This window comes from Pseudoalteromonas sp. B131b (assembly GCF_037162545.1).
Taxonomy (GTDB): domain Bacteria; phylum Pseudomonadota; class Gammaproteobacteria; order Enterobacterales; family Alteromonadaceae; genus Pseudoalteromonas; species Pseudoalteromonas fuliginea.
In genome coordinates this window covers 1,237,914-1,258,390 of record NZ_JARLUZ010000001.1, presented here as the reverse complement: position 1 = coordinate 1,258,390, position 20,477 = coordinate 1,237,914, and the positions used below count along the sequence as shown (strand labels likewise).

General features: G+C 40.9%; 17 protein-coding genes, 2 tRNA genes, 2 rRNA genes and 2 pseudogenes. 4 read left to right on the top strand and 19 right to left on the bottom strand.

The genetic code is table 11. The annotated features are described in order from the left end of the window. Positions 1-164: 164 nt before the first annotated feature. The 4 genes from P4S65_RS05885 to P4S65_RS05870 form a co-directional block, all read right to left on the bottom strand. Positions 165-3,055: ribosomal RNA gene (locus P4S65_RS05885) — 23S ribosomal RNA — on the bottom strand. 304 nt (positions 3,056-3,359) lie between these two features. Next, positions 3,360-3,435: transfer RNA gene (locus P4S65_RS05880), tRNA-Ala, on the bottom strand. A gap of 50 nt (positions 3,436-3,485) precedes the next feature. Beyond that, positions 3,486-3,562: transfer RNA gene (locus tag P4S65_RS05875), tRNA-Ile, on the bottom strand. Between the two features lie 76 nt (positions 3,563-3,638). Then, positions 3,639-5,174 (bottom strand): 16S ribosomal RNA (locus P4S65_RS05870). Together the 16S and 23S rRNA genes with 2 tRNA genes alongside form the textbook arrangement of a ribosomal RNA operon. 642 nt (positions 5,175-5,816) lie before the next feature. Here P4S65_RS05870 and P4S65_RS05865 point away from each other — a divergent pair. Beyond that, positions 5,817-6,296: an RNA recognition motif domain-containing protein gene (locus P4S65_RS05865; protein ID WP_007378558.1), complete on the top strand. Its 480-nt coding sequence runs from the start codon at positions 5,817-5,819 to the stop codon at positions 6,294-6,296. Here the strand turns inward: P4S65_RS05865 and murI are convergent. Together murI and P4S65_RS05855 are read right to left on the bottom strand one after the other, a co-directional pair. Then, positions 6,259-7,059, bottom strand: coding sequence for a glutamate racemase (gene murI, locus P4S65_RS05860; RefSeq protein WP_096792307.1), 801 nt, complete (start codon positions 7,057-7,059; stop codon positions 6,259-6,261). The two genes, P4S65_RS05865 and murI, sit on opposite strands and share 38 nt — an antisense overlap. A 65-nt stretch (positions 7,060-7,124) precedes the next feature. Beyond that, a pseudogene (locus tag P4S65_RS05855) lies at positions 7,125-8,262 on the bottom strand (DUF5610 domain-containing protein). 162 nt (positions 8,263-8,424) lie between these two features. On the opposite strand from P4S65_RS05855, the gene trmA reads away from it, so the two are divergent. Then, a complete protein-coding gene (gene trmA, locus P4S65_RS05850; RefSeq protein WP_337119741.1) occupies positions 8,425-9,522 on the top strand; it encodes a tRNA (uridine(54)-C5)-methyltransferase TrmA in 1,098 nt (365 codons plus the stop codon). A 10-nt stretch (positions 9,523-9,532) separates the two neighbouring features. Here trmA and P4S65_RS05845 read toward each other — a convergent pair whose 3' ends face one another. The 5 genes and pseudogenes from P4S65_RS05845 to ccoG form a co-directional block, all read right to left on the bottom strand. Next, a complete protein-coding gene (locus tag P4S65_RS05845) occupies positions 9,533-9,985 on the bottom strand; it encodes a DUF523 domain-containing protein (protein WP_337119740.1) in 453 nt (150 codons plus the stop codon). A 59-nt stretch (positions 9,986-10,044) separates the two neighbouring features. Then, positions 10,045-10,683, bottom strand: a complete 639-nt coding sequence (locus P4S65_RS05840; RefSeq protein WP_337119739.1) for a thiol:disulfide interchange protein DsbA/DsbL — start codon at positions 10,681-10,683, stop codon at positions 10,045-10,047. Between the two features lie 15 nt (positions 10,684-10,698). Then, a pseudogene (locus tag P4S65_RS05835) lies at positions 10,699-11,321 on the bottom strand (thiol:disulfide interchange protein DsbA/DsbL). Between the two features lie 34 nt (positions 11,322-11,355). Continuing rightward, a complete protein-coding gene (locus tag P4S65_RS05830) occupies positions 11,356-12,330 on the bottom strand; it encodes a serine/threonine protein kinase (RefSeq protein WP_008137601.1) in 975 nt (324 codons plus the stop codon). A gap of 85 nt (positions 12,331-12,415) precedes the next feature. Then, entirely contained in the window at positions 12,416-13,846 is a 1,431-nt protein-coding gene (ccoG, locus tag P4S65_RS05825) for a cytochrome c oxidase accessory protein CcoG (RefSeq protein ID WP_337119738.1), read from the bottom strand. 289 nt (positions 13,847-14,135) lie between these two features. Between ccoG and P4S65_RS05820 the strand changes: the two genes are divergently transcribed. Beyond that, complete coding sequence (locus tag P4S65_RS05820; RefSeq protein ID WP_096792302.1) at positions 14,136-14,486, top strand: hypothetical protein; 351 nt, start codon at positions 14,136-14,138, stop codon at positions 14,484-14,486. An 8-nt stretch (positions 14,487-14,494) separates the two neighbouring features. Beyond that, positions 14,495-14,701: a hypothetical protein gene (locus P4S65_RS05815; protein WP_007378567.1), complete on the top strand. Its 207-nt coding sequence runs from the start codon at positions 14,495-14,497 to the stop codon at positions 14,699-14,701. A gap of 102 nt (positions 14,702-14,803) precedes the next feature. Here P4S65_RS05815 and P4S65_RS05810 read toward each other — a convergent pair whose 3' ends face one another. Genes P4S65_RS05810 through P4S65_RS05775 form a run of 8 tightly spaced genes read right to left on the bottom strand, consistent with a single transcriptional unit; the run spans position 14,804 to position 20,468 of the window. Then, complete coding sequence (locus P4S65_RS05810; RefSeq protein WP_007378568.1) at positions 14,804-15,391, bottom strand: UPF0149 family protein; 588 nt, start codon at positions 15,389-15,391, stop codon at positions 14,804-14,806. 22 nt (positions 15,392-15,413) lie between these two features. Then, on the bottom strand, positions 15,414-16,172 hold the full coding sequence (locus P4S65_RS05805) for a type II secretion system protein N (protein WP_007378569.1): 759 nt from the start codon (positions 16,170-16,172) through the stop codon (positions 15,414-15,416). 3 nt (positions 16,173-16,175) lie between these two features. Continuing rightward, positions 16,176-16,649, bottom strand: coding sequence for a type II secretion system protein GspM (gene gspM, locus P4S65_RS05800; protein WP_007378570.1), 474 nt, complete (start codon positions 16,647-16,649; stop codon positions 16,176-16,178). Further along, a complete protein-coding gene (gene gspL / locus P4S65_RS05795) occupies positions 16,646-17,854 on the bottom strand; it encodes a type II secretion system protein GspL (RefSeq protein WP_007378571.1) in 1,209 nt (402 codons plus the stop codon). Before gspL ends, gspM begins: the two co-directional genes overlap by 4 nt. Further along, positions 17,851-18,837, bottom strand: a complete 987-nt coding sequence (gspK, locus tag P4S65_RS05790) for a type II secretion system minor pseudopilin GspK (RefSeq protein ID WP_007378572.1) — start codon at positions 18,835-18,837, stop codon at positions 17,851-17,853. Before gspK ends, gspL begins: the two co-directional genes overlap by 4 nt. Beyond that, positions 18,837-19,505: a type II secretion system minor pseudopilin GspJ gene (gene gspJ / locus P4S65_RS05785; protein ID WP_337119737.1), complete on the bottom strand. Its 669-nt coding sequence runs from the start codon at positions 19,503-19,505 to the stop codon at positions 18,837-18,839. The genes gspK and gspJ overlap by 1 nt, the downstream gene beginning before the upstream one ends. Beyond that, a complete protein-coding gene (gspI, locus tag P4S65_RS05780) occupies positions 19,506-19,880 on the bottom strand; it encodes a type II secretion system minor pseudopilin GspI (RefSeq protein ID WP_007378574.1) in 375 nt (124 codons plus the stop codon). Beyond that, positions 19,881-20,468 carry a prepilin-type N-terminal cleavage/methylation domain-containing protein gene (locus P4S65_RS05775; RefSeq protein WP_007378575.1) on the bottom strand — a complete coding sequence of 196 codons (588 nt, stop codon included), beginning with the start codon at positions 20,466-20,468 and terminating at the stop codon, positions 19,881-19,883. Positions 20,469-20,477: the final 9 nt, after the last annotated feature.

The following is a 20,477-nucleotide window of genomic DNA, read 5'->3' as shown; positions in this document are numbered from 1 at the left end:
TCTTTGCGCAAGGTGCCTAAAATTTAACGCTACGCGCTAAGAGTCACCTCTTGAATTTGGAAAATATCTGATAATATTTTTTAAGTCTTTCTAAGTAATGTCTACTTTAGTCATATTAACTTCTTCGCTTGCTTCACTATCACATAAAACGCGTTTGGCGTTGTATGGTTAAGCCTCACGGGTAATTAGTACAAGTTAGCTTAATGGCTCACACCACTTCCACATCTTGCCTATCAACGTTGTAGTCTTCAACGGCCCTTCAGAGACTTTAAAAGTCTAGTGAGAACTCATCTCGAGGCCTGCTTCGCGCTTAGATGCTTTCAGCGCTTATCAGTTCCGAACGTAGCTACCGGGCAATGCCATTGGCATGACAACCCGAACACCAGCGGTTCGTTCACTCCGGTCCTCTCGTACTAGGAGCAACCCCTCTCAATTCTCAAACGCCCACGGCAGATAGGGACCGAACTGTCTCACGACGTTCTAAACCCAGCTCGCGTACCACTTTAAATGGCGAACAGCCATACCCTTGGGACCGACTTCAGCCCCAGGATGTGATGAGCCGACATCGAGGTGCCAAACACCGCCGTCGATATGAACTCTTGGGCGGTATCAGCCTGTTATCCCCGGAGTACCTTTTATCCGTTGAGCGATGGCCCTTCCATTCAGAACCACCGGATCACTATGACCTACTTTCGTACCTGCTCGACGTGTCTGTCTCGCAGTTAAGCTGGCTTCTACCATTACACTAACCGTACGATGTCCGACCGTACTTAGCCAACCTTCGTGCTCCTCCGTTACTCTTTAGGAGGAGACCGCCCCAGTCAAACTACCCACCAGGCACTGTCCGTAACCCCGATTCAGGGGCCAACGTTAGAACATCAAAACTACAAGGGTGGTATTTCAAGGTTGACTCCACAACAACTAGCGTCGCTGCTTCAAAGTCTCCCACCTATCCTACACATGTAGGTTCAATGTTCAGTGCCAAGCTGTAGTAAAGGTTCACGGGGTCTTTCCGTCTAGCCGCGGGTACACAGCATCTTCACTGCGATTTCAATTTCACTGAGTCTCGGGTGGAGACAGCGTGGCCATGGTTACACCATTCGTGCAGGTCGGAACTTACCCGACAAGGAATTTCGCTACCTTAGGACCGTTATAGTTACGGCCGCCGTTTACCGGGGCTTCGATCAAGAGCTTCTCCCTAAGGATAACCCCATCAATTAACCTTCCGGCACCGGGCAGGTGTCACACCGTATACGTCATCTTGCGATTTTGCACAGTGCTGTGTTTTTAATAAACAGTCCCAGCCACCTGGTCACTGCGGCTCCCGTCCGCTTAGAGAGCAAGTCTCATCACAGATAGGAGCGTACCTTCTCCCGAAGTTACGGTACGATTTTGCCTAGTTCCTTCACCCGAGTTCTCTCAAGCGCCTTAGTATTCTCTACCTGACCACCTGTGTCGGTTTGGGGTACGATTCCATATAATCTGAAGCTTAGAGGCTTTTCCTGGAAGTATGGCATCAGCAACTTCATCACCGTAGTGACTCGTCTCGTGTCTCAGGTTTAGTGTTCGTCCGGATTTACCTAAACAAACGCCCTACTCACTTTCACATAGACTACCAACGCTATGCTTGCTTAGCCTGCTCCGTCCCCCCATCGCAATTATATCGAGTACAGAAATATTAATCTGTTTCCCATCGACTACGCCTTTCGGCCTCGCCTTAGGGGTCGACTTACCCTACCCTGATTAACATGGGATAGGAACCCTTGGTCTTCCGGCGTGGGAGTTTTTCACTCCCATTATCGTTACTCATGTCAGCATTCGCACTTCTGATACGTCCAGCATACCTCCCGGTACACCTTCAACCGCTTACAGAACGCTCCCCTACCACTCAGAATAAATTCTGAATCCGCAGCTTCGGTGCATAGTTTAGCCCCGTTACATCTTCCGCGCAGACCGACTCGACCAGTGAGCTATTACGCTTTCTTTAAAGGATGGCTGCTTCTAAGCCAACCTCCTGGCTGTCTGGGCCTTTCCACATCGTTTCCCACTTAACTATGACTTTGGGACCTTAGCTGGCGGTCTGGGTTGTTTCCCTCTTCACGACGGACGTTAGCACCCGCCGTGTGTCTCCCGGATATTACTTTACGGTATTCGGAGTTTGCAAAGGGTTGGTAAGTCGGGATGACCCCCTAGCCTTAACAGTGCTCTACCCCCGTAAGTATTCGTCCGAGGCTCTACCTAAATAGATTTCGGGGAGAACCAGCTATCTCCCGGTTTGATTAGCCTTTCACTCCTAGCCACAGGTCATCCCCTAACTTTTCAACGTTAGTGGGTTCGGTCCTCCAGTTGATGTTACTCAACCTTCAACCTGCCCATGGCTAGATCACCGGGTTTCGGGTCTATACCTTGCAACTAATCGCCCAGTTAAGACTCGGTTTCCCTACGGCTACCCTATTCGGTTAACCTCGCTACAAAATATAAGTCGCTGACCCATTATACAAAAGGTACGCAGTCACCCAACAAGTGGGCTCCTACTGCTTGTACGTACACGGTTTCAGGTTCTATTTCACTCCCCTCACAGGGGTTCTTTTCGCCTTTCCCTCACGGTACTGGTTCACTATCGGTCAGTTGGGAGTATTTAGCCTTAGATGATGGTCCACCTATATTCAGTCAAAGTTTCACGTGCTCCGACCTACTCGATTTCACTTAAAATGTCTTTTCATGTACGGGACTATCACCCTGTATCGTGGCGCTTTCCAGCAGCCTTCCATTAACACATAATAAGCTTAAGGGCTGTTCCGATTTCGCTCGCCGCTACTTTCGGAATCTCGGTTGATTTCTTTTCCTACGGGTACTTAGATGTTTCAGTTCTCCGCGTTCGCCTCGTTAACCTATGTATTCAGTTAACGATACCTGCAAGCAGGTGGGTTTCCCCATTCGGAAATCCTAGTCTCAAGCGCTTTTTACTAGCTTGACTAGGCTTATCGCAAGTTAATACGTCCTTCATCGCCTCCAACTGCCAAGGCATCCACCGTGTACGCTTAGTCACTTAACCATACAACCCAAACGGGTCTTTGTTTTGTGACAGTTTAACTTCGCCAGAAGTCAATATTGAATACTAAAGTAGATACCAATCAATCAACGTAAAACGTTAATTAAATGGCACTGAATGGTACTGCTACCATTCTTTTTTACTTTTGAAAACTCTTGATAAATACAATGTATCTATCAGAATTTTATTATCAGCTTTTCCAAATTTTTAAAGAGCAAGAGATACAAAAACCTCTCAAAATTAAACACACTCTATTCTCAGGCGGTTAATGGCCCGATAAAGAATATTTATTTTTAAGAAGTAAAAGTGGTGGAGCTAAGCAGGATCGAACTGCTGACCTCCTGCGTGCAAGGCAGGCGCTCTCCCAGCTGAGCTATAGCCCCACATATGCTGGTACTTACTGTTTTAACCATCTTCTTGATTAGACAAGAAGTGGTGGGTCTGAGTAGATTTGAACTACCGACCTCACCCTTATCAGGGGTGCGCTCTAACCAGCTGAGCTACAGACCCAAAACAATAAGTGTTGTTCTCTTTACAATAACAATCATCTGTGTGGACACTACGAACAAATAAGTTCTAAATCGTATAAGGAGGTGATCCAGCCCCAGGTTCCCCTAGGGCTACCTTGTTACGACTTCACCCCAGTCATGAATCACTCCGTGGTAAACGTCCTCCCGAGGGTTAGACTATCTACTTCTGGAGCAACCCACTCCCATGGTGTGACGGGCGGTGTGTACAAGGCCCGGGAACGTATTCACCGCGTCATTCTGATACGCGATTACTAGCGATTCCGACTTCATGGAGTCGAGTTGCAGACTCCAATCCGGACTACGACGCACTTTAAGTGATTCGCTTACCTTCGCAGGTTCGCAGCATTCTGTATGCGCCATTGTAGCACGTGTGTAGCCCTACACGTAAGGGCCATGATGACTTGACGTCGTCCCCACCTTCCTCCGGTTTATCACCGGCAGTCTCCTTAGAGTTCTCAGCATTACCTGCTAGCAACTAAGGATAGGGGTTGCGCTCGTTGCGGGACTTAACCCAACATCTCACAACACGAGCTGACGACAGCCATGCAGCACCTGTATCAGAGTTCCCGAAGGCACCAAACCATCTCTGGTAAGTTCTCTGTATGTCAAGTGTAGGTAAGGTTCTTCGCGTTGCATCGAATTAAACCACATGCTCCACCGCTTGTGCGGGCCCCCGTCAATTCATTTGAGTTTTAACCTTGCGGCCGTACTCCCCAGGCGGTCTACTTAATGCGTTAGCTTTGAAAAACAGAACCGAGGCTCCGAGCTTCTAGTAGACATCGTTTACGGCGTGGACTACCGGGGTATCTAATCCCGTTTGCTCCCCACGCTTTCGTACATGAGCGTCAGTGTTGACCCAGGTGGCTGCCTTCGCCATCGGTATTCCTTCAGATCTCTACGCATTTCACCGCTACACCTGAAATTCTACCACCCTCTATCACACTCTAGTTTGCCAGTTCGAAATGCAGTTCCCAGGTTGAGCCCGGGGCTTTCACATCTCGCTTAACAAACCGCCTGCGTACGCTTTACGCCCAGTAATTCCGATTAACGCTCGCACCCTCCGTATTACCGCGGCTGCTGGCACGGAGTTAGCCGGTGCTTCTTCTGTCAGTAACGTCACAGCTAACGGGTATTAACCGTTAACCTTTCCTCCTGACTGAAAGTGCTTTACAACCCGAAGGCCTTCTTCACACACGCGGCATGGCTGCATCAGGCTTGCGCCCATTGTGCAATATTCCCCACTGCTGCCTCCCGTAGGAGTCTGGGCCGTGTCTCAGTCCCAGTGTGGCTGATCATCCTCTCAAACCAGCTAGGGATCGTCGCCTTGGTGAGCCATTACCTCACCAACTAGCTAATCCCACTTGGGCCAATCTAAAGGCGAGAGCCGAAGCCCCCTTTGGTCCGTAGACATTATGCGGTATTAGCAGTCGTTTCCAACTGTTGTCCCCCACCTCAAGGCATGTTCCCAAGCATTACTCACCCGTCCGCCGCTCGTCAGCAAAGTAGCAAGCTACTCTCTGTTACCGCTCGACTTGCATGTGTTAGGCCTGCCGCCAGCGTTCAATCTGAGCCATGATCAAACTCTTCAATTAAAAAGTTTTATGTCTTTCGACAGCTCAATGAATTCTGAATTTTTTAATATCTTTCGATATTGAATTGACTGTGCCGAATAATTATCGAAATAACTATTCTGTTGGTCACTCAGTTTTCAATTGAGACTCTAATTTGTTTGCCTCGATAATTACCCATAAAGAATAAGTAGTTTGGCTGTTAGAACTCAATCTGTACGAGTGCCCACACAGATGATTGCTTTATATTGTTAAAGAACGTTTTGAGCCGCTTTAGCGGCTCAAGGGGTGCGAATAATACACCCTTTATTTTTCGAGTCAATACTTTGTTTTAAACTTTCTTTTTAGAAGATTTAAAACCGAAGTTTTATTTAACTCTCTGAGTAGTTCGTGCCTCGCTATGCGTTGGCCTTTCCCGTCTCAGTGGGGTCGCATTATAGGGAGATCCGAAAACAGATCAACCCTTTTTTTAGATCTTTTTACTGTTCGAACAAAAATAGAACAGAACCGAGTGAAATCATATTAAAACCTTAGTAAAACGATGTTTTTTTGTGCTCTTCTTTATTATTTAATACAAATATCATTGCTATGTTCAATTAAGACGTTAAGATAGCAAGTTCACAATGTTAAATTAATGTTTATTTCCTGTTTATTGGTAGATCTAAAATGAAATTACCCGATCAAAAAGCTTTTATCTTCTCTGTTATTCTTGCTGTAGTTGGTTTTGTTGTTGTTAAGTTTGCTTTAGCAAGCCTGGCACTAGACCCTGCGCTTCTATTTGGTGTTGGTTTGTTAGTAGGCGCACTTGTTATTGCAGCAATGTCGTCTGATGTAACTGAAGAAGCCGAAGTAAAAACAAAGACTCTCTATGTTGGTAACCTTCCTTACCGCGCAAATGAAGGTGTTGTTCGTGCATTATTTGAAGAACAAGGCAAAGTATTCAATGTTCGTTTATTAAAGGATAAAAATACTGGCAAGCGTCGTGGTTTTGGTTTTGTTGAAATGGCACAAGCTGATGCAGACAATGCAATTGCTAACTTGAACGATAGCGAGTTCCAACAACGTACTTTAAAAGTACGTGAAGCAAAACAAAAACAAGAAGACGATTCTAATGCTCTACGTACTGAGACGGATCAGTCAGTGTAACTAGCTTTACCGCTAGCTTATTGCTAAACACATCAGCCGTTGCATAATATTGCAGCGGCTTTTTTATGTCTGTTCGCTTATTCACACATAGGTTAAGTTGGTTAAGTAGGTAGTTGACTCTGTTTGCTATCGCTACACCTGAATCAAGTAATTTTACATTCCCTTCAAAATACTGACTAATCGGCTCTACTAATATCGGAAAGTGCGTACACCCTAGTACAAGTACATCTATAGCTTTATCTATATTTAGGCCATCAAGCACTTGGTGCAACTTGTTTGTATCTAAATAGTCTGTAAAAAAGTGTTGCTCAGCTAATGTGACTAACTCCACACTGCTATATAGATTAACGATTACATTACGTGCATGTTCAGCAATTAATGTTTTAGTGTATGAACTGGCGACCGTGGCTGGTGTGGCTAATAAGCCAATATGATTTGAGCGTGTTAATTCTGCGGCAGGCTTTATTGCTGGCACAACACCTACTATAGGAATATCTGTCACTTGGCGAACAGCACTAAGTGCAGATGTAGAAGCCGTATTACACGCTATTACTATTAAATCAACGTCAAGCGTGTTGGCTTTGATGAAATGAATAAGTGAGCACAATCGGTTGATTATTGTTTGTTGGGATTGAGCACCATAAGGTAGGAATGCATTATCCATAAAATAGCTGTACTGAGCATTGGGGATACTTTGCTTTATATGTTCAAGTACAGTAGTTCCACCAATACCTGAATCAAAGACCATTATATGCGCTGACAAACTACCGTTCCCACTTTACTTTAAGAACGGCAGTTTGCCATGAGGTATTTATAAAAGAAAGTAGTTTAGCTTTGTGTGGTTTCTAAATCGGCAAGATCATCGGCCGCTGAATTTAATTGATTAAGGTTTTCGAACATAGACTTTGTGTAATCTACTAACTTATCTATTTGTTCCTGATCTTGATTTAACCATTGTAGAATGCCAGCTAGTTGATTTTGTAATCCAAGTTCACCCGCTTTTTCAAAAGCACTTTTAAGGTCGTCATTAAAAGGGGCTAAACCCTCTGCTACTTGTTTTTCTGGTGCTGGTTTATATTCTTCATAACTTTTAACTGTGGCTATTGTTTTTGTTTGGCGTAAATCCATAGAAAAAGCCACCAGCTGATCGCTGTCTAAACTCAGCTCTTGTGCTTGTTCAAATGCTTCATCTAAATCACCACCAAAAAAGGTTTTACTTAAATCTTGTAAGTCTTCCATCATCGCATTAATCGCTTCTTGCTCTTGCTCATTTAAGTCACCATTAACCGACATCGAAAATAATACCTGTCGAGATTGCGATGATGAGCTTGCAAACGATTCACTATCACTGTTTCTCTGATAGCCACTCGCCGATTGAGATTCAAATGCATCCGCAAAGCTAATACTTATCTCATCGCCTTCTGCGGTAGTGAATTTATACTCTGCATTGCTAGTCATACTGACATATTGAGCCTGACTTATATTTACGCTGGCAGGTTGTGGATTAAATAGCGACTCTTCAAATTTATCAAACCCATTGTAAATTCCCTCTTTGGACTTATTGATGCCCTCTTCCATTTCGTCATTAAATACACCTGTTCCTTTGAGTTCATCAACAGCGTCGTCAATCCCTATTTGAACTCCTTTGCGCGCATCGCCTAACATGTCTTTAAGCTTTTCATCATTAGCGCCATTAGCTTTTGCTTTATTTACAGCGCCGCTGACAAAATCGAGTACGTTTTTTACGATTTCATCAAAATCAAATAGTGGTTTGTCTGCTTTTTTCTGCGATAGGCAATCCAAGCTGCTCAGCCATTTTATCGCCAAGCACTTTTGCAGCTAATTCTTTGCCACGTTGCTGGTAACTATCTTGGGGAGATTGAATAGTAGGTTGCTGTATATCTGCTTTATTATTGAATTTATTAATGTTGTTGTTTGGCGTGAAGCCATAGTTACCTATTTTCATGTTACATCTCCTAAGCGTGCATAATTTATTATCGGCTATAACAATAAAAACTAAAGTGCAATGTGCAATAAAACAGCATAAATGCTAGTCAAAACTAGACAAATACGCAGCGCTCCCTACAATAGCGCCGATAAACAGATCTTAGATAAGGTAGTAGCGTTAATGGCAGTTATTAAAATAGATACCACACAGTACCAAGCGCAGTTAAGTGAAAAAGAGCAGCGTATTAGTGCGCAGTTTCAACGTTTTGGTGTGGAGCAACTAGAAGTATTTAGCTCAGAGCCAACTAACTACCGCCAACGTGCTGAATTTAGAGTATGGCACGACGGTGACGATCTGTTTCACATTATGTTTGATCAACAAACAAAAGAAAAAATCCGTGTTGATACATTTGATCCAGCAGCGCCTTTAGTAGGTGAAATAATGCAAGTGATGATTGAAAGCCTCAAGCCTTGTGAAATATTACGCCGTAAGTTATTTCAAATCGATTACCTATCAACGCTAAGCGGTGAAATTTTAGTAAGCTTGCTTTATCACAAACCACTGGATGATGAATGGTTAAGTGAAATTAAAGCACTTAAAGAAAAGCTTAGCAGTAAATACAAAATTGACTTTATAGGCCGTGCTCGCAAACAAAAAGAAGTACTAGGTGATGACTTTGTAACTGAACGTTTAACCGTTAATGGTCAAGAGCTTATATATCAACAAGTAGAAAATAGCTTTACTCAGCCTAATGCAAAAGTAAATATTAATATGCTGGAGTGGGCGCAAGATTTATGTAAACCACTTAAAAATGATTTATTAGAGCTGTATTGCGGTAACGGTAACTTTTCAATTGCGTTAGCGGGCTGTTTTAATAAAGTATTAGCAACAGAAATATCAAAATCATCTGTTCATTCTGCTCAATACAATATTACTAAAAATAACGTAGAGAACTTAGATATTATTCGTATGTCGAGTGAAGAGTTTACTCAAGCAATGAATGGCGAGCGTACTTTCTCTCGTTTAGATGGTATTGATCTTAAAAGCTATGACTGCCAAACCATATTAGTTGATCCACCGCGCGCGGGCATGGATGAATTAACGTGTGACTTAGTGGCTAACTACGAAAGCATAATTTATATATCGTGTAACCCTGAAACCCTTGAGCGTGATCTTGATCACTTAACACGTACGCACAACGTTAAGCACTTTGCTATATTTGATCAGTTCCCATATACACATCACATTGAGTCGGGCGTTTTCTTACAACGCAAATAACCAGCCAAAATTAAAGTGCCAGTACTTTTATAAGTGCTGGTATTTGCTCCTCACTAAATACTTGAATACCATTTTTCATTAATAATGCTGTAGTTAAACCTAGACCTTCGATTTTTACTCCGCGATGCTTTCCATCATATATTGTATTTCGTCCGCAAGAAGGACTCGATTCTTTAAGTAGAGCAAAACGCACTTGATTCTTTTTACAGAGTTCTAGCGCTATATTAGCCCCAGTTTGAAACTGCTCTGTTACATCTTCTCCTAAATTAGTAACTACACTCCCCTGTATTATTTCAGCAGGAGATCTAGGAGTAGGAAGCCCACCAGCGACCTCAGGACAAAACACAATTAATCTATTTTGTTTTTGCCACAAATTAAGCTGTGGATGCAAAATTGCGTGTCCTCTACCATCGTAGCGAACAGGTTGCCCTAGCAAACAACTCGATACTAATATTTTTTCCATCGCTATATCCTTATAAATAAAAAAAGCTCTTTAAGGAGCTTTTTTTATTTTGGCTAAATTTATTTATTAGCTAGGTAATTAATTAATTTTCCAATATCTTCTGGTTCAGTAATACCCGACTCACGACCCAGGTTTAATTTGTACTTACCATTTACAATAAAGGTAGGTACGCCACGTAGTGCGCCTTTTTCTTTAAAGTAGTCTTGATCGCGTTTCATTTTAGAGCTCAGCGTACGTACCGAGAAGCTTTTAAACAGCTTATCAAACTTATCACCATCAACGCCCTGCGCTACAAATATATCTTTTACATCTGCAAGCTCATTAAATTTAGCGCGCTTTGTATGGATATGATTAAAGATTGCAGAAATAATCTGATCTTTTTGTGGGAGTACTTCAGCTGTCGCAAGTGCTTGGCTCATCATCTGTTGGTTTTCTGGGTCACGTACACCCACAAAATCAACATGACTCTTTTTAAATTTAACATTTTTATCAAGCTTAGGCTTAAACTCAACAATTAGTGCCTCCATGTTATTACATGCAGGGCAGTAAAATGAGAAAAACTCTTTAACTTCTGGCTTTTTAGTTGCACGCTCAGAAACAACGTCGTAATGCACGCCTTCTTCATACGTTGCTGCAAAGCTTGCTGCCGCCATAGGAAGTAATACTGCAAGCAAACCTGCTTTAACTAATTTAATCATTATTATGCTCCGAAATTATAAGGCTAATAAAAACGCAACTAGTTCATCAAACTGTTGTTGGCTTTTAATTGTATTAATATTAATTTTATATTTATCGTTAACAATAAAAGTAGGTACACCTGTAAGTGCGCCTAATTTTGAATATTTGTTTTGATTATCTTGTAATGCACGCTCAGCTGAAATAATAGGCATGCTTGCCATATCTTTATCAAACGTTTCGCTATCAATGCCATTTACTTCTAAAAGTTTTTTCAAATCTTTCATCTCAGTCAATGGTGCACGTTGAACATGAATACTTTTAAATATTTGCTCTGTGATAGCATCTTCTTGCCCATGTTTTTTGGCGATCAGATAAGCAAAGCTCAGATTGGTTTGCGCCTGTGGTGAAACACCACCTAAAAAGTTAACATGATTTTTAATAAACGTTGCACCTGTTGGTAAGCTTTTTTCTATTGCCTGAGCAACAGGTTCAAACTTAAAGCAATGCGGGCAATAATATGAAAAAATTCCGTCACTTGTGGTGTTTTACTTTTCTCTGCATTAATAATTGTATATTGATTATCAGCTTCAAATTGTGCAGCAAATGCCGCAAATGGTAAACAAAGAAGTAGTAGGCCTAGTTTTAATTTTTTAAGCATTTGTATCTCGTTGTACTTGTCTTTAAATAAAATATTACGGCAATAACTTTAACGGCGCTTCTTGCAGTGCTGCAAGTTGCTCCTTCAGTGCTAAAATTTGTTGCTCCCAGTATTTGTCATCAGCAAACCATGTAAAGTTCCGCACAAAGGCAGGATCGCTCCATCGTTTAGCTACCCATCCCATATAATGGATAATACGCATTGCTCGCAGCGGTTCAATTAATTTGAGTTGAGAGTGATCAAAATCACAAAACTCTTCATACGCATTTACAAGGGTGTCTAACTGTAACAGTTGCGTCGCTCTATCGCCACTGAGCATCATCCATAAATCTTGGATTGCAGGACCTTGGCGGCTGTCATCTAAATCAACAAACATTAGCGCATCACCAGCCCACAAAATATTACCAACGTGGCAGTCACCATGTAAGCGAATACTTTGCACATCTTTATACTGTTTTTGCGCCTGCTCTATCACTAAATCTAAAATAGTATAAAAGGCAGTATTTATTCCCATGGGCACTAAGTTACTTTTTTGAAGATGAACTTTGGCTGTATGCAAATACTCATCACAGGTAACTGTTGGCCTGTAAGTAAAAGGTTTTGTTTTAGCTACTTGGTGCATACGGCCAATTAATCGCCCCATTACATCAAGCTGATCTAAATTATCAACCTCAAATAAACGCCCGCCTACACTTGGAAACAACACAAACAAATACCCTTCGTGTTCAAACAAGCTTTGCCCATTATATAAAATAGGGGCAACAACGGGTACTTCCGCTTCTGCTAGTTCAAATGCAAAGTCATGCTCTTCTTGAATTTGCTCTTTACTCCATCGCTCTGGGCGATAAAACTTCACTACGTAACGCAGGCCATCATCGGCTTTAAATTGGTACACTCTGTTTTCATAGCTATTGAGCGCCAATAAACCAGATTCGGCGTACACACCTACGCTTTCTATTGCATCGAGTATTAGGTCAGGTGTTAAGTCAATAAAACTAAATTTACTCATACTCTTCTTATATAAAATAAAAGCGGGTTATATACCCGCTTTTGTTAATTACTATATCAACTTACCTAATTAAGGTAAGTTGCGATTATCGTGCTTTAAAAAAGTTACTCGACTGCGATATTGTCTCATCCGGCTCATCTACCGGTGAAAGCACAAAGTTAAACTCAGTCATCGGCGCCTTCAAATCATAAGGGTCCATTACAAGTGACAATGGCACGTTATGAGATTCCCCTGCCTGCACAGTAAATGACTGCTTACCAATATACTTAAAGTTATCTAACCCTTGTACTTTAATATTAAAGGTTTGCTCATACTGCGCTTTATTAATTACCTTTAATGTATAGGTGTTCTCTACTAAACCATCAAAATCGACACGATATAATTGGTTTCGGTCACGAATAATATCAAAGTCCATTGTTTTACGCAGTGCTATATTAGCTACAAGCGCCCCCGTAAGCACAACAAGTATAACTGTGTAACCAATGATTTTAGCGCGTAGTGGATTAGTTTTATTTTCAGGTGTTTCGAGGTTTCGCTCTGTCGTATATGAAATAAGCCCACGCGGATATTCCATTTTATCCATTACGCCATCACACGCATCAATACACGCGCCACAGTTTATACACTCAGCTTGTAGCCCATTTCTAATATCAATACCCGTTGGGCATACTTGAACACATAAATTACAGTCTATACAGTCGCCTAGTTCTAAATCTTCATGATCTACTTTACGTGAACGAGGACCACGGCTTTCACCTCGGCTTTCATCGTACGTTACTGTGTATGTGTCTTTATCAAACATAGCTGATTGAAAACGTGAGTAAGGACAAATGTGTAAACACATAATTTCTCGCATCCAACCGGCATTGCCATAGGTACACACAGCAAAGAATATAATGCTTACTAATGCATAACCGCCTACGTTAAACGTTACAAAATCAGGAAGTAACTCTCTTATCGGCGTAAAGTAACCGACAAAGGAAATAGCGGTATATAACGAAAATAATACCCAACTAGTATGTTTTGCCGTTTTACGCCAAAACTTATCAAAATTCATGGGCCGTTGATCGAGTTTTTTACGTTGATTAGCAGTACCTTCAAACTTCTCTTCGAACCAAATAAAAATAAAGGTCCAAACAGTTTGTGGACATGTGTAGCCACACCACACTCGCCCATAGAAGGTGGTCACTAAAAACAGCGCAAATGCTGCCAACATAAAAATGAACGCGAGTATGGTGAAATCTTGTGGCCACAACGTTAAACCAAAAATATTATATTTTTGCCCGATTAAATCAAACAGCACAGCTTGTTGGTCGTTAAAATTAATCCATGGTAGTGCCATAAATGCAAGCAAACCTAAAAAACCAATACGCTGCCTTAATAATTGATGAAGACCTTTCACTGCTCGCACATAAATACGATTTCGGGGATTAAACCTGTCATCTTGACGGCTTAAATCCGGTTTTTGGATTTTTACCTCCACAGGAATGTTCTTTACTTTAATTTGTTTGTCCATCGAAGTTCCTCAACGCCGCTTGGAAATAAAAGTTTAGCAATATTCAAATGCCCTATACAGTAAAGTGTAGCAAGTTACTTGCTAGGCATGATCAGTTTGATAAATCATCATTTGAATACTTTCAGATATTTCAGAAACATCTGATTGCTATTAAGCATTATACCAATATTGATTAAAATTACTGGCATAGATCGCTAATAATTTATTCATCTCAGTTACTTGCTTTTAAAATGCATTTTATTACACTGCATGGTAATTCAACCTCATTCAGATCAAGGTTTACGTGCTCATGAAAAAATTTATAATACTGGTGTTAATGATCCTTGCTTTTTTTACGATCGATCATCCACTTATAAAAGAGCCTCGAGAGAAATTACTAGGTGAAGGTATTAGTTTTTTAAGCGAGACAACTAAAGTCAATCGCAGCCCCGCAGCTAATATGACTAAAAGCCGTATAAAATCACAATTAAGACTGTCTGACTCAGGGAAAGAGTACGTAGAGAAAACCTTTACAACAGACGAGTCAGTGCAGTTGTTTAATTTACGTTATTGTCGTGAGCGTGAGTTAAACCTATATTTTTACGATGAGCGTTTAAATACTGTATGTAAAATAATATCTGAAGCGTTAGAACAAAGGTGAGCAAAGTAATGGATTTTTCAAAATTAAATAAGAAAGCCAGTGACTCGTTTCATAAACAGCGCAACATGCTTAAAAAACTAGCGCAGGGAAAAACACTAAAGTGCGAGAAGTGCAGTGGTGTTTTAACGCTAAACCTAGCGACCACCGAAGCTGGTAAAGGAGTAGTAAGGTGTAAGCAAGGTTGTACTGACATTATTCTGGAATTGGGTACTTAATCTGAATTTTGGATAATAAACCAATCCCAAGCCGCTATTTAACGTTGAATTTACTTGCAATAGGCCCACGTAATAAAAATAACCTGAGCACTAAAAGTACACCTAGTCGTCCCAGCCTTCGTCTGTATATAAGCCACTATTAAGCGCTACAATCTCAACAAGTTCAGCAAAACCTAAAGCAAAATCGCCCATTAGCTCATATTGCTGTAAACAGAGTAACTGTTCATCCATTAAATTTTGTGCTGCAATTTGGCTAATAATTTGCTCATCGAGTGCAAAAAAGCTCAGTGTAGCTTGAGCGCTCTCTAGTGCTTCTTTATATTGTACTTCTAATTGTGGGGCATCTAGCAGTTTTTGAGTGTACATTGTGGTTGCTTGTAAAAAACCTTCACTCCAGCTTTTACAAAAATAAATATCATAATTAGCAGGCAATTTATAACCAGCTTCAAACACCTGTTCGCTAATTTGATGATATAGCGCCATAAACAAAAACAATGTCTCTTCGTCTAAATCATTGGCTTTATTTGATAATATTGTATCGAGCCATTCATGCACATCAAGTGGTTCAGGAGAGCAAATTACGCCAAACAAATAACCTTGGCTTTGTAATAATGTCATTGCTTGGGGCTGGGTATCTAAAAATGTGCTGAGCTGCTTCGCGTGCAACTCAGTAAATTGAGGTAATTGCATTAAAACTCTTTATTAGTAAATATTAAAAATTGAGCGGGTAACGACCTTGATTATCTGGACGACCCAAAAACTTAACCGCATCATGTACATCTTTTGGAAGACTGGCATCAGGTTTAACATAGCCCGCGACTCTGAAGTCAAAATTAGCTTTAAGTGTAGCATCAGCCTCAAGGCCTAACGTATTATCTGGATCAATTAATATAGCAATATCGCCCGACTTACAGCTTAATTTACCAGCCAGAGGGCCAATATTAAACCACCCATTTAAGCCTTGTACGTCAATATTAGGACTCGCTATTTCACCCTTTAATGAATCACAATATGGTGCACCGGTGCTGTATTCATCAATTTCCAAAATTACACGCCCTTTAGCGGTTACAGGCAGAGGAAGTCGCACTCGTTGCATTGCACGCTCTACTGTCGAACGAACAAGTCCATCAGTCACTATAACTTCCTTATTAAAAAGCCCATAGCTTACATCCGCATAACCCGAAATATCACTGCGCTCACGTGCATTGCCAAATTTTACATTAGTATTTAGTTTACCTATAAATAACTGCCAGCCAGCAATATCCCAACGGACATTATTTAACTGCTCGTCATCAAAACGGACCTGCATCATTTGACCTTGCCAGACAGTACCTACAGTTTGCCCTATTTCTAATTGTTTTGGTAAATACGGCTTTGCGATATCAAGCGCAATAGCTGCCGGTAATTTCATAATACAAAACACGATAAAACTAAGTAAAAAGACAATCGATAACGTTATTATTTTTTTCATTAATTAATTCTCTAATACCAAACGACTTACACGAACGTAGCCCGATTTATCATCACGACTTAAATCTAAATTTTCGACACGTAAACCATGCTGATTCACCAATTCGTCAAGCCATTCTATTAACTGGTTAAACTCTACGGAATCAAGTGTTAAACGTAATGAACTATCACTTGGCTGCATTTTACTAATACTGATATTATAACGACTACGCGTTGAGTTAACTATCTGGCTTAAGTTTTGGTTGCTTTCTATTCGCGTATTACCTGCGGCTTTAAGCTTAACAATACTTTCATCGACCCAAACTAATAACTCTTGCTGCTTAATTTGTGATTTTTCAGCTCGCTCAATTGCATTATTTAATGGTCTAAAAATTCCCATTACTAATACAAAAATAATAAACACGCCACCAGCACCAACAACTAATTGTTGCTCTTGTTCTTTTAGCGAACGCCAATATTGTATTAACTGCTTTTTCATACTGCACCTCGCAGTTTTATTTCACCTACAACAAAGTCACCATCATTGTTTAGTGATCCCTGTTCTACGGTCAAGCCCTGCTTTTCAAGAATACTTTTAACTTTACCAAAAGTTTGAAAGTCTTTAGCTCGGGCACGAATGCGTAACTCATTACGACGTTTATCGTAGCGAAGCGTTTCGGGGGTAAATTCACTCACTTGCGAAAAAACATCTACTAACTGAGCTGTTAAATCTAAAAACCCAGCATCACTTGTACCTTGTACTTTTTTTAGTGCACCATTAATTTGGCTCTTAATTAGCTGTGGGCGTACTTTAGTACCTGGAAATGCATTTTGATAGCGTTCTACAACTTGTGCTTTTGCTATATCAACTTTGGTATTTAATTGATGCAACTCTAACGCCTTTATTGCGATTGTTGACGCTAAAGCAACGCCGGCAATAATTGCCGCACTTTGCCAGTATCCCCACCACAATGTACTTTTCTTTTTAAGCTGATACGTCCCTTGGCGAAGATTAAATTTAACCTGTCCAAGCTGCTTTGCAAATAATGCCAACGGTAAATCGTAATCACTCGTTTGTGCTTGCAAATTTACACTCTCAGGAAAGTGATTAGCAGGGCTAAAATGTTTGATTTCAGGATTACCCATGGCTGATAAGTAACCGTTTAACCAACTGGTTTCTACAGCACTGATATGCCATTGGCCTTGCTTAAATAACCACTGATTATTAAGCTCTATTGCAGTGACTATATCGTTATCAGCAAAAGGGAGTAATAGGGCATCAGGAATAATTGTATATACCGCTAAGTGATGTTCGTTAAATAGTGCTAACCATTGCTCAAACCATTCTCTGTCAGTCATTGCAATTCGAACTGCGTGCTGTTCGCCAACCATTGTTGACTCACCAACAGCAATAAATAACTCATCGACATCACACGCTATATCTTCTTCAAGCATATAGGGTAAAGCTTGTTCTAATTTGCGATTCCACTTTGTTGGCAAAATGACTGTTTTCAGTTGCACCTGATCGCAAGGAAGCAATACGATCACTTCCCGACTTTGTGCTTTCTCGCTCAGCTCACTTAAGTGACTCGCATTTAATAGTTCACCACTTGCTATTATTTCTTGTTCTTGCGGTGAATAAATTAACCAATTAAGGCTATCTTGTTCAGTTTGACCCGTGCGGATCAACAGTATCTCTGTCACTGTACGCCTCCAAATTTTCGCGCCAGTATCGTTACGTCGCCATTTTCGGCGTACAGTAAGGTGGTCATCGAAAAACGCAGGTCAACGAAATTTGCCTGCGTTTGTAATTTAAAATAACTACTCTTCATATCAAATAAGTTTTCAACAGCTTTGACGTTTTTTCCGCCTTGTTGCTGAACCACTTCAAAAAACTCATCTTTACTATCAAAGCCCGCCTGCGGACGCGCGGCAATAACCGCTTCAGCTCCTGATAAACTAAGCTCATCAATTAATGCGCTAAGTATAAGTGCTTGCTCTGGTGCTAATGTATTTACGTTAATAGAAAGCAGCTTGCTGCCAGGAATAACACATATATAAGGTAATACCTTTTCCATTACTAAAGGATTAAACCCTTTAACTAAACGCAACTCTGATGTAGAAGCGAATAAACTATTTGCAGTCATATATGGGAATTCACGTGATAAGTACTCGTCTTCTTCAGCGCCAGAGCGATAGGTTATGCTATCGCTATCAAGCCAATCAAATACACTATCGGCCATCGCCTCTTCTGATTCATTCGCTGGTAAATCATCTATATTTTCAAGAAGAGCAAACAAAGCTTTGTGCGCTGGGTTTGTTTTTTCTGCGCTGTTTGGATCGGGCTCTACGGCTAACGCATTCAAATTTAAGCATGCTTGTAAATCAGTGATTTTTCCACTCAACGTACCGTTATCTACAGGGTAAGGCACATCACCTTGTGTTGCCCATACTTGCTCTAACGTGGTTTTTTCTGCATCATCTTTTTTACTTTGAATAAGGGCTTTAATGGCAAGTTCTTCTGCGCCATAGGCATACCATTTAGCTTGCTGATGCCCTTGTAAATTGGTACTTTTTTGGACTTGCACCATTAAATTTGCACTCATTTCTACAGCTAGAATTGCAGCTAAAGCAACAATAAATAATACAATGACTAAAGCGGCTCCACGCGAAGAGTGCTTATCCATTAAGGAGTCCCTCCGCTTGTTCTGCTTGAGGTTGTATTAGTAGAGTTCGTACTTGGTGGTACTACTATTTTCCCTTGCCCCGGCACTAAAAACACACGACGAATAGGTTCTGCGTCAACTTGCTGTAGAGTAACCGCAACGGCTTTAGGCAACGCTTTAATTTCCCATTTATCTTGCCATTCATTTTTATCATCTAAAAATTCAAACTTTAATTCTTCAATCCCTTCTAGAATAACTTGTATTCGCGGCTCCATGTTATCAAGCTGATCGACATAAACACGGTACACGCGCTCTAAGTTATCATCTATAACCCTATATCCAACGGCTTGAAGTTCAGAGCGTGGTAGTAAATTAATCGGGTTTATCCAACCATCGCGTACAAAAGCAATCCCATCATATTGACTATCAAGAACATATCGTCCGGCCAATAAATACAGCTCTTGCACATCACCAGATTCATTACGCACCGCTCGCTTTGTCATTTGGCTAAAATCTTGATCCATCAGTCTAAATGTAGTTTGTAGTCCATTAAGCTCGGCTATTTTTTCATCTGAGGCATCTTTCGCTCTCGTGGTGGTATCTAATATTTGGTGCGTAGCAATAATTACAAAAGCTAAGATCCCCAATGCCACCATAACTTCGAGTAATGTAAATCCACGTTGCTTCACTTACTTCTTACCTTTATTTAAATAGGTTGTAAGCTCATAAGTAGATTGCTCATACTTTTCATCGCTAAATACATTAATGGTCAGTTTTACAAAATTTTTATCTGCAGTAGGAATTACTTCTTGCTGCCAAAACCACTCTATCCCTGCCATTACTTCACTGCCTCGTGCGCCATTTTTACCTTGCCACTGCTCACCTTTAGTGCGCTGTTCTATTAAAACATTCTCAGCAACCCATGAAGCGTAAGTTTGCTCTTCAATCGTCGATAGATGGTGAATATGCTCGCCTGTTGCTTGCATAGCGGCAATACCTGCCATGGCACAAATACTCAATGCAACGAGCACTTCAAGTAAGGTGAAACCTTTATGGTTATGCATTTATTCTGGTTCTCGACGTAAATTAACTGGGGCTGTAAATTCACCTTCAATATAATAGACAGGCTCACTTTGCTCTTTTAATTCAAGTATTAGCTGAAATGCACTAACCTCTCCTGATGATAAAATAAGTACTTCTGGAATTTTAAGTTTTTTAAGTTCCAGCAAACTATCTTCGTCACCACCACTCATTAACTCACGCCAGTTAGCTTGCTCAAGCAAGTTATCTTGTGCCCAAGCTAAATCTTCAAGATTAAGTGTTACTTTAAAACGCTCATCAAACTCCGTTGGTTTAAACAAGTCTTCTCTATCGAAGGTTATCCATTTTTCGCCATCAAAAACTAAAAACTCAAACACATTGTCATCTAAGTGAAAACCAAGCTCTACCTGATTTAAAATAGCAAATTCTGACGCCATATTAATGGTGGTATGCAGCCTAAGTGCCTGAGTATCTAGCTCATCCTCAGCTCCGCCTTCTAAGCTGTATACCACCATTTTTGTGGCAAAAGCGATAATCACTAATACCACTAAAATTTCGATCAAACTAAAACCACGCGTTTTTGCGTTTATACGCGTAGAGCTTACTTGCATAGTAAGCTC